Source organism: Pedobacter sp. AJM (assembly GCF_002197755.1).
In the GTDB taxonomy this organism is placed as follows: Bacteria; Bacteroidota; Bacteroidia; order Sphingobacteriales; family Sphingobacteriaceae; genus Pedobacter.
The window spans coordinates 282,213-296,071 of the sequence record NZ_NHOT01000003.1; the positions used below are offsets into that span (position 1 = coordinate 282,213).

Below are 13,859 nucleotides of genomic sequence, written 5' to 3' on the forward strand. Positions count from 1 at the left end.
TGTTAAAATCTAATCTCTTGCCTGATCCAGCAACATTTTAAATATCATCAACCTTTTAAATTTTAGTTCCCTGTCGTACTTTAGACGGGGAACTGATGTTTACCTGCTCAGCAATATTAGCACGACAAACCTTTTCATTTCCCAGCCAGCAAGCCACTGATGCTCAAAACGTAAGCATCCGTAATTGTTTTTATTTTTTAGGTCATTCTGAAAAACCAATCCACCCTCCTATCGGTTGTAACAGGTATCAGATCATCATTAACAGAAAACCTAAAATCACTACCATGAAAACAAAATTTAACCTGATTGCCTTAGCAGGATGCATGCTGATGGCCGCTGCCTGTTCAAAGGATCCGGAAACAGGCTCCGTAATTGGCCCTGGTGTAGAAACCAACCCGCCCAATACCAGTTACACACCAGCTTTTGCAGGCCAAACCAGAATCACAGCTGTAAGTACCGGTACTTCCATTCAGGGTACGGCTATATCCACGGCGCTCACTGCACCATGGGGCATCACCGCACTACCTGATGGAAGGTTATTAATTACCCAAAAGGCAGGTACCTTGCGTATCGCCACCACAAGCGGAACATTAAGTAGTGCCATCACCGGACTTCCGGCGGTAAATGCCAACGGACAAGGAGGGCTTTTAGGGCTTTGCATCGACCCCCAGTTCAGCACCAACAGGATGGTTTATTGGGTATTCTCCGAAAATGTTGCAGGGGGTAACCAAACTTCAGTAGCCAAGGGCAGATTAGCACAAAATGAACAAAGCATTGAAAATGCAACCGTTATATACCGTGCGGGGCCAGCCTATAACGGTACACTTCATTATGGTGGACGTATTCTTTTTGATCGAACAGGCAACCTGATTGTCAGTACCGGCGAACGCTCAGACCTGGCTACCAGGCCACTGGCACAATCTGTTACTGCCGGACTCGGAAAAATAATCCGCATTAATACCAATGGACAAGCAGCAACAGGAAACCCTGTTTTTTCAACGGGTGGAGCACTTCCTGAACTGTATAGTATCGGTCACCGGAACCCTCAGGGATTGGCAGTTCATCCGGTTACGGGAGACATCTGGCAGAGCGAGCACGGCCCGCGTGGCGGGGATGAACTCAACAGGTTACAAGGTGGACGAAACTATGGCTGGCCAACCATCACCTATGGTATTGAATACAGCGGTGCTGCCATTGGTGCTGCCATCCAGCAACAAAACGGATTGGAACAGCCCGTGTATTACTGGGATCCGGTCATTTCGCCAAGTGGAATGGTTTTTTATACCGGCAGCCGCATCGCCGAATGGCAAAATAACCTGTTTATCTGCTCCCTTTCTGCTACACATATTGCAAGGCTTGTTATTAAAGATAATGTAGTTACCGGTGAGGAAAGGTTGCTTGCCAGCGAAGGACAGCGTTTCAGAGACATTACGCAAGGTACAGATAATGCCTTATATGCGGTAACGGATGGCGGAAGGTTATACCGGATTGACAGAAATTAATCTTTAATTAATAAAAGGATTCTAACCAGTTCCTTAAAACAAAAAGCGCACAAGAATAACAATCCTGTGCGCTTTTGTCATCCTCAGATCAATTAAAAGCCTTATTAATGGATTTTCTGATTTAATTCCTCTTCCAGTTCTTTGATTAATTCATCATAACCTTTTCTATCAAAAAATGATGCCGGGCGATAGGCATCCCCGGGCTGATGCTTTTTATGAAGTTCGAACTGACTGGCATGAGAAGCAAGCCAGATATCGAAATTCAGTTTTTTCATTGCGGCCAGGGTATAAACATAGTCCTGAGTAATGTCTGGGTAATCCGTAATTTCAGAAAATTTCTTTTCAGTAACAATGGTCGGCATATTGGCAATTAATACCTTATAACTCCTGTCTTTATCTTTAACATCAAATAAAAAACTGCATGAACCCTTGGTATGTCCGGGGTGATGCAGCATTACCAGTTGCATGCCACCCAGACGCACGACATCACCATTATGCAACAAGCGATCGGCTTTAATGGGCTGAAAGGCTGTGCCATGACCTCCCAATGCATAATCCGAACGTCCGCCATCTGCAGCAACAGAAGCATCTTTTTCATCCACCATAAATTGAGCACCCGTAATTTTTTTAATCCTGGCCATGGCTCCCATATGGTCATAATGCGCCTGCGTGGTCAGCAGGATTTTAATATCCTTAAATTTAAACCCCAGCGTTTCTACATTCGATTGAATTAAAGGCAGTGAAGCCGCTAGCCCGGTATTGATAAGGATATTACCATTTGGTGTAGTAATCAGGTAGCAAGCCAGATCGGCTGTCCCCACATAATATAAATTACCTGCAATGCGGAAAGGCTGGTAAGGTTCGGACCATTCTGCAGGGATATTTTTAGGTTCTTCCACTTCTTGTGCCTTTACCAGAATAAAACTGAAGAGTAAACAAAAAGCCATTAAAATACGATTGAAGCAATGTCTAAGCATAAAATTAGTCATAAAATAATGGCGTAATAATAGTGATTTTTTGCAACATGTTATTGATTTGTTATCTCTGAATAATACGCTATTTTGTTTATGGTCTAATTACTTCTTATTCTGCTAATGAGCTGGGTCTAAATTGATAAGAAATTTAAACACCAGTCACAGGCTGGCACCAGCAAACCGACCAAACACATCATTGAACAGCGGTGAGCTTTCACTAAATAAATAGTAAGGCCCGACATCTCTGCCTGGCCTTACTACAATTTTATTTATCTCTCCCTCGCGAAACGCATGCACCAGCTTAGGTACCTTTCTAAAAAGAAAGATACCTAAAGGGCGGGGTTGCAAAAAATGAAATAAACTAAATATAGATTTTATACTAATTAGATACCAGTGTAGTTACGCTTGAAGCAGCCAGGTTAATCCCAAAATTTCCACCTGAAACAGTGAGGCTGTTAGAAGCTAGATTAGAAGTACTGGTGGTAACATAACGGTTAAATCCGCTAACGCTTATTCCGCTGTAACCAAATGTCTGGTAGGTGACGGCGTTATTTTGGTTTACGATTACAATAACCAGTTTAGATCCGCTTTTGTAGGCCGTTACGTAAACCCCTGGTGTTGGATTAGAAGTGCAGGAAATTTTGCTGTATCCCGGACGCACATAACGGGCATAATGTGCCATCACATAACCTACTTTCTGGATATTTCCGCTCTCACTCATTGGCCCGTAACTTCTTCTGATGTACCACCATACATAGGCGCTCCAGCCGGCATTCATACAATCGTGTATTTCTTTGGCCGCATTCATGGCATTCGCCCAGTCATCACCGCTGATGCTGGAATTGGTATAATGTTCTGTCATCCAAACCGGTTTGCCCACATTCCCTAAGTTGTAAGGCGTTTTACCATAGATGTGGCCGCATACAAAACTGGTTTTCGATTTTGCAGTGGCATTGCTGAGATAGGTATTGATGTAGCTTTGATTCATTTGAAAAGGTTCTGGTGCCATAATAGGGGCACCACAATTGCTACCTTGTGCAGCTACGAAATCGGCAACTTCTGACGCAGTAAGTTCCATTGATTCATAGTTGACCTTATAATCTGGCTCATTGGTAGGACTAATGGCTGCGAGACCGCCAACGGCACTGTTAAAAGCACTTAAATGTGCCGCATAAGCACCATAAGAACCGGTATTAATTTTACCACCAACAATGCTGCCATTTGTTTTCATGGAAGCGGGTGCAGACCATGCTGATGCAATAGCCGATCCGCCAAATGATTTACAGGCATCGATAGTTGCTTTTTCAGCAGCAAACTCTGAACTGGAATTAGGCACACGTACACGAACAATACTTAAACCGATACCGTTTGTTGGTGAAAACGCAGTAGTTCTCTGCGCACTGGTCAGATCTCCTGTCCAGGCCACAATATTTGCCCCGCCAAAACCCTTAATGGTTTGCTGTACTGCTGATGCATCAATAGATGCGTTTCCTTCTGCCGTAGCCTTTTTTGAGGAATCTGCCTGAACATTGACGTTCTTATCCGATAGATCTTGTGGCTTTACGTTGTCAATATCATTTTTTGAACAACCTGCCATGATAAGTGCAATGGCAAATACACTGAATAGTTTTTTTTTCATGTAATTTTTTTTGGTTAGATAAACATTTAATTCATATAAAATTAGCCAATCCACTATTTCATAAATGGATCGATTAACTAATTTTCTAGCAAATATGTTTACCTCCTAAAGGTTGTTCGGCTTACAATTTTGTACATTTCTAATGAGTAAATGACTAAATAAATTCATTATATCATCATAAGAGGCAAATTCCCATCCTCATAGCACGCCAGGCTTGAAGCTTCAAAAGCAAATATTAATCATACATTTAATTACTGAAAAATAAATACATAAAATAAAAATTAAGCTTACAAAAATTTATTTAAGCTTTGAGTAATTACATTTCAAAACTGAATATTTATTGTTTTCATTAACGGGAAAGCGCAATGATATAACGGGCTTTTAGATTGATCATTATATTTGATGCCGGTTAATTTATTTGCAAGCGAAATATAATATAGTGAAGAATGAGGAGCCAGGCGGCCTCATTAGGTCGATCAATTGATCTTCATTGAGCCAGTGTGCCCATATCAATAAGTCAGTCTTTTTATCTGTTATTATTTTTCGAAATCTTTTTTTTACCTTATCAGTTTATGGATAAACTTATGCGCTTTCTGATCAGACTTTAGAATTTGGGATCAAAATTAAAGTAAATTGGATTAGACAAGCTTACCATCTTCTCGCTTAATGCCATTGATTTTGGAACCTCAGGATAATCATTTACTTTACCTTCTACAGTTACCCGATAATACGTTCTTCCCTTTAAATCAGGAACATCTGTAAAGGTAGTAACCGGAGCGTCCCCCTTTATTTGATAGGTATTAAATGTCTTTCCATTTTTGATCACCGTAACCGAATAGGTTTCACCAGGTATAGTGTTTCCCATCAACTGAATCTGAAATTTTACTGGCTTGCCCGTTGAAACGGTGTTGTCTCCCATCATCATGTCGAATTTACCGGTTCCAGTAACATCGGCATAAAAAGCTATATGTGGCGAATTTGGATTTGCACTCACAGCTACCCTTCCATGGTTTAAGGCATCAACAACGGCACTCAAACTTCGTGTCTTTGCATATACCCAGGTAGTTGGCGTTCCAATATAATTATAGGCTGCCTGATAGGTATTTTGGCTTGGTTTTTCTGAAGCGGTTGGCGTTCCGTGGTGTGCATCACTTCCTCCTCTACCCGTCATCATCCTCCCTGAAGAAAGCATATCATCCCAGATCATCATGGCATTTGCATTTTTAGTCCACATGGCCGAGTTCCATACTTCAATTGATTGCACCAAATCGTAAGAAAATCCAAAATTATCTTTACCGCTCGGGTGGTTGGCTGATAAATGGATATTTAAAGATTTTTTAACCTTGCCGATATTGACATCACGTTGATCTCTTACATCAAACAGTCGCTGATGATCATATGGCTTTGCTGAAAATACATTTCCATGGCCCCTGGTGGTGGTCCATTCGGCACCATACAGCAATAACAAAGTATCTGATTTAAATTCCGGATCGGTCCAGGTATGGTGCGCTACATCGCCATTGACATGGTTATCATGATCCGTGATGCATACATAATCCATTTTTACAGCTTTCGAAAAGTTGATAATTTTCGCTACTGCGTTATTGGAAGATTCTGTACTGTGCCTGGAATGGACATGCAAATCACCTTTTAACCAAACGCCGGCACCCGAATCAATTAATTTCGATTTATTGTTTTCTTGCCCGCTTGCATCATTAAAGTTTAGCAACAGCATAACAAAGCCAATTGACAAGGTGTGCTTTAAATTATAGATCATGATAAATTTAAGGGTAAGTAATAGCAAAAAGAGCCTGTATCATAAATCCGAAATGTCATCCTGAGCTTGCCGAAGGACTTATAAAAAATGTCCCTTATGATGTTTTGACAAGCTTAACATCACAGATCTTAATGGAAATTATGGATTATGATACAGTCTCCTGATATTTGAATGTATTATATTTTTAAGCTTTTACTAAAAATGTTTCCGGCATTTCTGCTGCTTTAAGCATGAAATTATGAAGTTCATAATTTTTAACAAAGGGTTTCAGGTTTTCAGATCCGGGACCAAACATGGTTAACTCCACATAATCTCCGGTATGGTTCATTCCCGCCCACTGTACATCCGTATATTTGCTTAGAATTTTTCCATATTCATAGAACGGAAGGTTTGATTCGTTATAAAGCTGCCCCGGAACAATATCTTTAAAATGCACCAGCAGCGATTTCACATCATCAGCTTTCATCTCGAAACCCTGGTTTTCTTTAATTAAATCGATAATTTTTTGCTCGCTAAAAGATTGATTCAGCTGTGCTAAAAGCCAGGTGTTGCTGTGTTTAAAGTGCTGCAGGGTATCGAATTTCTTATTGGCTTCATCGGCATAGAATAGACCCGGATTCGCGTTGCCATGATCTGTGGTGATGATCACCAAGGTTTCGCCATCCTTTTCAGCAAATTCAATTACCTTTCCAACGGCTTCATCAAAAGCCAGCTGGTCAAAAATCAATCCACTCAAATCATTGGCATGAGCAGCCCAGTCTACCTTACCACCTTCTACCTGTAGTGCAAAACCAGCTTTATTATTTTTCATCAGTTCAATGGCCTTAACCGTCATCTCTGCTAATGTAGGGGTACTGTTAATCAGTTCCTGGTCGTGTTTGCGATCGACTTCGTATGGCATTCCATCTTCAGCAAACAGGCCCAGAACTGGCTTGTCCGACCCTAAAGCCAACATTTCAGCACGGTTTTCTGCAACCTGATATCCCTGGGTAAGGTATTTAGGAATCAGGTTACCACCTTCCCTTTTCTCACTAAAATATTTATGCCCGCCGCCCATCATCACATCGAATTTCAGCCCCAGGTACATTTCAGCAATAATATCCTGTCCGCCACGGTTATTAATATTAATGCAAAACCCCGCTGGCGTGGCATGGGTAATGGGCACCGTTGTTACACAGCCTACCTTTTTACCCTGCTCTTTAAATTTTTGCAGAATGGGCTGTGGTTTTTCACCATTCATCCCCACATTAAGGGAACCATTTTTCACCCGCATTCCCCCGCCCCATGAGGAGCTTGCCGCGGCTGAATCGGTAACCATTGAGCTGGCAGAAGCCGTATCCATTAAAGCCCTTACCGCCTTATTGTCGCGATACAAACCCAGCCATTTGCTGCTTTTACCAAAGGCACGACTGGCATATAAATCTGCCATATTCAGGGTACCTATACTCATGCCATCACTGACCATCATAATGATGTTCTTCGCTTTTTTACCGCCAATCAGTGGTTTGGCTACCACATCTTTTAATCCTACAAAAGGTAAGCCCAAACCGGTGAGCAAACCTCCTTTTAATAATGATCTTCTGTTCATATCTTTTCTGGCCTTTTAAAACAAGGGATTTCTTCTAAAGTACTTTCCGCCCGGAAAGCTGATTGCGTATGTAGATGTGAAATGTGTACTTTTTTGATAATAATCTGTCGTGATAATTTGTGCACCTGACTGGCAGGCCGCTTCAAAATCACTGTAATCATTTTTTCTGGCCTGCTTCGTATCCGCATCTGCCCTGGTTCTGATGATGTATCCTTTCTTCACCAATTCAGGAATTTGTTTATCCTTCGGGTTATTTCTAATCATCATTGCGGCTTCAGGTGTTCCGGGGTCTGCATTGGCAAACATCACCCGCCCGGTTAAGGAAGCATGGTTAGCGATATAGGTTGACCGCTTTCTTCCGGCAGCATCTAAAACAAACATGAATTTACCTGTTGCCTTGCTCAACAAAGGCCAGTTCTGGTGTAACACAGCCGCTTCTAAAGTTTTGTATTTCCCTCTCACATCTGCAGGTGTAATTACCTTATCAGGACCTAAATTTTCGAGAATAGCCGCATCCAGCTGATCAAAAGTTTTACTTGTAAATACTTCAGGAATAGTAAATCCTTTACTCCTGATGGTATCATCCTTTGCTTCTAAAGTGATAAAAACCGGTGTATGCCCTGGATGTGCCAGCGACCATTTTTTTAATTGCTGTAACGCGGTTTTGAAGGTAAGCGCAGATGACCTGAAATCTAAATCCGGAACATGTAAAACTTTAAAACCAGGTGCATTCATTTCCCCTTGCTGATCAAAAGCTGGCTGACCTTTTACTTGCTCAAAACCTTTTGGATGTGCGTACTTACCGCCCTTTTCATCAGCATACACATCAATCTCTAAGTTTCTTAAACCCAGATCCAACTGTGCCGGCATTGGGATATGTTCGTAATCCAACGCATTGGCCGCAGTAGTATCCTGAGATTTAAACACTTTAAACAATGCCGGATTAATGGCTTGTTTATAACTGTTATGAGAACCGATTACCTGAATCTGATTAATCGGTAAATCTTCTTTTTTAGTCATCAGGCCTATTGCAGGCAACACCATCAATAAACCAACACAGGTAACCAGTCTCATATTTATAAAATTATATATTAATTAATAACCAGGATTTTGTTTCAAATTGGTATTTAGCTTTAGCTCATTTGCAGGAATGGGATAAATCCTCCTGGTGATGTCTTTATTCATAAAAAGCACATCATTCGGGAGCGGATATTCGGTTTCAAATTGTCCGAAACGGATTAAATCGTTCCTTCTCCAGGCTTCCCAGCTAAACTCGCGTGCCCTTTCATCAAGCAAAGTGCTTAAGGTTACATCCGTAGCTGCTGAAGCGCCGGCACGACTTCTTATTTTATTCACCAGTAACAAGGGCGTTTGCAATTCGCCATTTACGGTGGTGGCTGTTGCGCCTCTTAAAATAGCCTCTGCCTTCATCAGCATCACATCAGCTAAACGTAAAACCGGCATATCGTTTCCGTTTAAACGGGTAGCCTGAATGGCATTTACATCCGGCCAGTATTTTACAGAACGCACGCCTTTTGCCTGATCGGCCACGGTATTGCCCAAATCCATTGGTTTACCTGGCTTAAGAATTAAATCTGGTGTAATTTCAATTTGGGTAGTGGTACCTGCCACAAAGATTGGTTTTGACAAATCTGGCTTACGGTTGGCATCAGGTGCATATTGTTTACCAATTAACCAGAAGCTATTGCGGATATCATTGGTTAAATTAAACCGTTTGTAGTATTCCGGCGTGGTGCTCATGGAAATACTGAACCCTACATTAATACCATAAGCTGCGGCCAATGCCGGATAGAAACCAAACCGTGTCATCTGGTTGCCCGGAATCTGCTGGTCGTAAGGAATGGCGAAAATGGTTTCGTTTACCTGTGGCCCATTATTGACGTCAAAAATATCACTGTACTTCGCATCAAGTGCATAATTGTTGTTTTTCAAGATTTGATCGGCCATGGTTACGGCATCATTGTATCTTGCCTTTCCGGTATATACTTCTGCATTCAGGTACATTTTTTCCAGTAAGGCATAAACCATCGCCTGCGTTGGCCGGCCATAAACCACCACACGGTTATTATTGTCTTTTACCGGCAATTGTGCCACAACGGCTAAAAGTTCCTTTTCAATAAATTCAAATACCTTTTCACGGCTCTGATTTCCAGGAAGTGTACTCACCGGGAAAGTATCAATAATGGGTATATTCCCATATAAATCCATCATGAAGTAATAATATAAAGCCCTCATGGCTTTCACTTCAGCTAAACTTGCCGTTTTTGAAGCCGCAGAAACGACAGATTCATTGGTAAGGTTAATTAAACGGTTGCAATTGTTAATGCCACCGAAACCCCATTGCCAAATGTCGCGAACATTTGGATGATCGATGGTCCAGGTGTGATAATGCAACTGGCGATACTGACCACCGTCATCAAAATTCCCATCACGTGCCGGGAGAATAGCTGCGTCAGTAGAAAGCTCCTGCATCCTCCAGTAAGGCACACCATACTGAGAGGATAAATTAGAATACATGGTACCAAAAAGTGCTGCATAATCAGAATTGGTAACCGGAAAATTATCCTTCACATATTGCGACTCTACATCGACATCTAGTTTGCTACATGATTCCAGCACCACTAGGCAGGCAAAAATATTAAATAGGATGATAAACTTTTTCATTTTTATAATTTTTAGAATGATGCACTTACACCAAAACTATAGGTTCTTGTTTTTGGATAATAATTGTTATTGTCTATGCCCGGCGTTAATCCTCCGATGTTAATTTCAGGATCTATTCCAGTGTAATTGGTAATGACAAAAAGATTGTTTGCGGTCACATATAACCTGATGGCTTTAACAACAGGCGTTTTTGGCTTTATGGTATATCCCACTGTGGCGTTATCCAAACGCAGGTAAGAACCACTTTCCAGGTAACGATCGGAAATGAGGTAGGCATTGATATCGTTGAAAGATTCGCCTAAGGTACTGCGTGGGATATTCTGCAATTTTGCATCAGCCGGGTTATTTAAAGACGCTGCTGTAGCATTTAAAATTTTATTTCCCAACACGCCGCGAACAAGGAAATTCAGATCCCAGTTCTTATAGTTGAAACTATTTGCCCAGCCATAAATTAATTTAGGTTGTGCATCACCGGCTATTTTTGCATCAGTGGTTAAAGGCTGGGTGGCAATGGTTTGTCCGGCAGCATTAATATAAGTACTTACACCAGCAGCATTTTTACCGGCGTAATTCCATAAGTTAAAGGTACCCAGGGCATAACCTGGCTGAATGAGCTGACTGAAATTTCCGGATTGACCCTTACCGCCCAACTGTGCTGTTGGTATGGAAGATATTTTATAAAAATCATCTGATAAGGTGACGATTCTGTTTTTATTGGTGGCAAGGTTTGGTGAGGTGGTCCACTTAAAATTGTTTGTTTTAACCGCCACTGCGTTCAATGTTAACTCTACCCCTGTGTTTTTGATTTTACCTGCATTTGCGGTAATGGTAGGTAGAAAAAACTGAGTCGTTGAGACTGAATAATCGTTGTAAATTAAATCCGAAGTTTCCTTGATGTAAAAATCAACCGAACCTGAAATCCGGTCTTTAAACAAGCCAAAATCTAAACCAATATTGGTGGTGGCTGTACTTTCCCATTTTAAATCAGGATTTTCATTTCTCACCGGGCCGATGGCATTACTAACGTTGCCATTGTTTAAAAATTTATTACTTCCAGATGGTGTTCCATAAATAAGTAACGCAGTGAAGGCATCAAAGCCTAAACTGTTACCGGAAACACCATAACCGGCACGCAGTTTTAAATCACTGATTACAGGAACAGCCTTCATAAAGTCTTCGCTGATAATCCTCCATCCTGCAGAAACAGCCGGGAATAATCCCCAACGGTTGTTTCTGCCAAAGCCTGATGAGCCATCATTTCTTAATGAAGCCTGCAACAAATATTTTTCGTTGTAATTGTATTGAACCCTTCCATAGTAAGAAATTAACCTCAAAGTAGAAATTGGAACATTGGCAAAAGTAATCTGCGATAATGTACTGGGATTGGAAAGAAACAAATTATTATAACGCAAATTATCATTAGAGAAGTTCTGCGTAGTTACGCCAAAACCATCATTGGTTCTGTCTTCCTGCCATGAATAACCACCGAGTAATTTCAGACTGTGTTTTCCAAAAGTTTTATCATAATTAAAATAACCTTCCAATACCTGACTTTTATTTAAAACATCAAGTTTTATTGCCTGACCATTTACACCCCTGGCCAAACCAGACTGGCTGTTCAGATAAGTACTAGAATTGTTCTGATCTCTTTGCGATGATACACTTGCTGTAAACTTTAATCCATCGATAATGTTTAGCTGTGCCATTCCATTAATCAGCGTTTTGTTGTTCAGGTTATCAATTTCATTATTATCTACAATAGAGAGCGGATTACGGGTACCACTTCCGGTACGGTTATAATTTTCTTTATAAGTACCGTCGGTACTAAAGGGACTCACCGTTGGCAGATAAAACAGCATGTTAGACAAGGCCTGCGATTGGTAGATATCTGAACTTTTTGAATTGCTATTGGTAATGGTTAAACCGAGTTTCAGCCTGTCATTAAAAAATTTCTGATTCAGGTATCCCCTTACAATTGTCCGCTTTAATGAAGAGTTTTTTAAAATCCCCTGATTGTCCAGGTAATTTACGCTGGCGCCATAATCTGAAGCCTGACCCGAACCACCAAAGGAAACATTATGATTTTGAGAATAACCAGTTCTTTCCAATAAGGATTGCCAGTTGGTATCAGAACCATCATCATCAATCGGGTTTAAGGTCTGCTTATTATCTGCCAGATATTGTCTCAATTCAGGTGCAGAAAGCATGTCATATTTTTTGGATACCTTTTCTACCGCAGCGTAGCCATTATAAGAAAGTCTTGCCTGACCATTTTTAGACCTCTTCGTTGTCACGATGATTACGCCGTTTGCTGCCCTTGAGCCATAAATCGCCGTGGAAGAAGCATCTTTCAAAATGTCGATATTTTCGATATCAGATGGGGCCAATAAATCAATTGATGCTCCAGGCACGCCATCTATAACATAAAATGGTTCTAGTGCGGCACCTTCTCTTAATGTAGATGGACCTCGGAGAATGGTAGAAGGCTTGGTATTTGGATCGCCACTTTTAGTTATATTTAAGCCGGCAACTTTTCCCTGGAGTAACTGGGCGGGATTTACCATTACCCCCTGGTTAAACTCTTCAGATTTAATGGTGGTTACTGCCCCGGTTACATCTTTTTTATTTGCCGTGCCGTAACCGATCACCACTACATCTTTCAGGCTCTGGTTATCCGGCATAATGGTTACATTAATCTTGGTTTGATTACCAACATTTACTTCCCTGGTGATGCCGCCAAGCATGGAAAAAACCAGCATATCAGTACTTTTAGCCTGGATATTGTAAAGTCCGTCAGAATTAGTAGATGTGCCTGTGTTACCACCTTTAATTCTGATGGTAACACCAGGGATGGGTTGATTGGTTTCGTCTATAACCTTACCTGTAATCAGTTTATTACTTTGGGAAAAGCTATTTAAGTTGAAAAGTAGCATTAACATTGCAAAACACTGCCACCTCACGGAAAAAAGCAAAGAAATGAATTTGTAATTTGATTTCATGAATGAATGAATAGTTATGATTTGTTGGTTTTTAACCCATCAGGCTACCTAAATCAGGTGCTTGTTAGGTGCCACAAAGATGGAATCATAGCATTAGGAATTTGGTTAGTCAGGGTTATGTTATTGTTAACATATAGCGCGCTATTTTAACATAATATTAAAATTTTGCTCATTGTAAATCCTTTTAGCTGATCAAATAGCAGGTTTTTATTAATGGATATAAACCTTTCAAGTTAAAGGATACGCACAAATGCTTTCAAATCCATTATAAATGCGATTAATAGTTATTGATAAGATAACATCAACTGCGTAATAAGTTAAAGAGACTTTACGTGCTTTGCGATGATTTAAATAGAATCTGAATATGCAAAATACGTCTTCAAAAATCAGTGCCGATCTTCAGGCCTTCATCAACAAATTTGAGCCTTCTAAATTTAAGGTCATGTCTAAAGGCATAGAAATCCGCGGGATTAACGATATACACCGAAATATTACTCATGCAAAAGAGATTATTGAAATGCTGGAGCTCAACCTTGAGGTTTCTCACAATGCGGAAATGTTAAGTTATAAGGGTTTTGAAGTGAATAACCTTCAGATAACTTTATAAAACATTACTGCAGACATTACCAAAAAATTAGTCGTTCTGCTCGTAAAACCTTTGCTTCTTTCGAGATGTTGTTTGAGTATACAAAGCT

At 40.6% G+C, this 13,859-nt stretch carries 9 protein-coding genes; 2 read left to right on the plus strand and 7 right to left on the minus strand.

Annotated elements, in window-relative coordinates:
• Positions 1–284 precede the first annotated feature (284 nt).
• A complete protein-coding gene (locus CBW18_RS07100) occupies positions 285–1,502 on the plus strand; it encodes a PQQ-dependent sugar dehydrogenase (protein WP_088301319.1) in 1,218 nt (405 codons plus the stop codon).
• Between the two features lie 104 nt (positions 1,503–1,606).
• Here the strand turns inward: CBW18_RS07100 and bla are convergent, their stop codons facing one another.
• The 7 genes from bla to CBW18_RS07135 all read right to left on the minus strand — a co-directional run bounded on the left by bla (position 1,607) and on the right by CBW18_RS07135 (position 13,098).
• Positions 1,607–2,491, minus strand: a complete 885-nt coding sequence (gene bla, locus CBW18_RS07105) for a subclass B3 metallo-beta-lactamase (protein ID WP_371566448.1) — start codon at positions 2,489–2,491, stop codon at positions 1,607–1,609.
• A gap of 364 nt (positions 2,492–2,855) precedes the next feature.
• Positions 2,856–4,115 (minus strand): hypothetical protein, encoded by a 1,260-nt coding sequence (locus CBW18_RS07110; RefSeq protein ID WP_140418642.1) that lies wholly within the window; start codon positions 4,113–4,115, stop codon positions 2,856–2,858.
• Positions 4,116–4,719: 604 nt separating this feature from the next.
• Positions 4,720–5,892: a CehA/McbA family metallohydrolase gene (locus tag CBW18_RS07115; RefSeq protein ID WP_140418643.1), complete on the minus strand. Its 1,173-nt coding sequence runs from the start codon at positions 5,890–5,892 to the stop codon at positions 4,720–4,722.
• Positions 5,893–6,076: 184 nt separating this feature from the next.
• Positions 6,077–7,480, minus strand: coding sequence for an alkaline phosphatase (locus tag CBW18_RS07120; RefSeq protein ID WP_088300604.1), 1,404 nt, complete (start codon positions 7,478–7,480; stop codon positions 6,077–6,079).
• A gap of 15 nt (positions 7,481–7,495) precedes the next feature.
• Positions 7,496–8,554, minus strand: a complete 1,059-nt coding sequence (locus CBW18_RS07125; RefSeq protein ID WP_088300605.1) for a phosphatidylinositol-specific phospholipase C1-like protein — start codon at positions 8,552–8,554, stop codon at positions 7,496–7,498.
• Between the two features lie 21 nt (positions 8,555–8,575).
• Positions 8,576–10,165, minus strand: a complete 1,590-nt coding sequence (locus tag CBW18_RS07130) for a RagB/SusD family nutrient uptake outer membrane protein (protein ID WP_088300606.1) — start codon at positions 10,163–10,165, stop codon at positions 8,576–8,578.
• Positions 10,166–10,176: 11 nt separating this feature from the next.
• Positions 10,177–13,098 carry a SusC/RagA family TonB-linked outer membrane protein gene (locus CBW18_RS07135; protein WP_253248981.1) on the minus strand — a complete coding sequence of 974 codons (2,922 nt, stop codon included), beginning with the start codon at positions 13,096–13,098 and terminating at the stop codon, positions 10,177–10,179.
• A gap of 430 nt (positions 13,099–13,528) precedes the next feature.
• Between CBW18_RS07135 and CBW18_RS07140 the strand changes: the two genes are divergently transcribed.
• On the plus strand, positions 13,529–13,771 hold the full coding sequence (locus CBW18_RS07140; RefSeq protein WP_088300608.1) for a hypothetical protein: 243 nt from the start codon (positions 13,529–13,531) through the stop codon (positions 13,769–13,771).
• Positions 13,772–13,859 lie beyond the last annotated feature (88 nt).

Bases quoted from the DNA above. Each gene is read 5' to 3' on its own strand.
- CBW18_RS07125 (WP_088300605.1), bottom strand. From the start codon at position 8,554: ATGAGACTGGTTACCTGTGTTGGTTTATTGATGGTGTTGCCTGCAATA.
- bla (WP_371566448.1), bottom strand. From the start codon at position 2,491: ATGACTAATTTTATGCTTAGACATTGCTTCAATCGTATTTTAATGGCT.
- CBW18_RS07130 (WP_088300606.1), bottom strand. From the start codon at position 10,165: ATGAAAAAGTTTATCATCCTATTTAATATTTTTGCCTGCCTAGTGGTG.
- CBW18_RS07110 (WP_140418642.1), bottom strand. From the start codon at position 4,115: ATGAAAAAAAAACTATTCAGTGTATTTGCCATTGCACTTATCATGGCA.
- CBW18_RS07115 (WP_140418643.1), bottom strand. From the start codon at position 5,892: ATGATCTATAATTTAAAGCACACCTTGTCAATTGGCTTTGTTATGCTG.
- CBW18_RS07100 (WP_088301319.1), top strand. From the start codon at position 285: ATGAAAACAAAATTTAACCTGATTGCCTTAGCAGGATGCATGCTGATG.
- CBW18_RS07120 (WP_088300604.1), bottom strand. From the start codon at position 7,480: ATGAACAGAAGATCATTATTAAAAGGAGGTTTGCTCACCGGTTTGGGC.
- CBW18_RS07140 (WP_088300608.1), top strand. From the start codon at position 13,529: ATGCAAAATACGTCTTCAAAAATCAGTGCCGATCTTCAGGCCTTCATC.
- CBW18_RS07135 (WP_253248981.1), bottom strand. From the start codon at position 13,098: ATGCTACTTTTCAACTTAAATAGCTTTTCCCAAAGTAATAAACTGATT.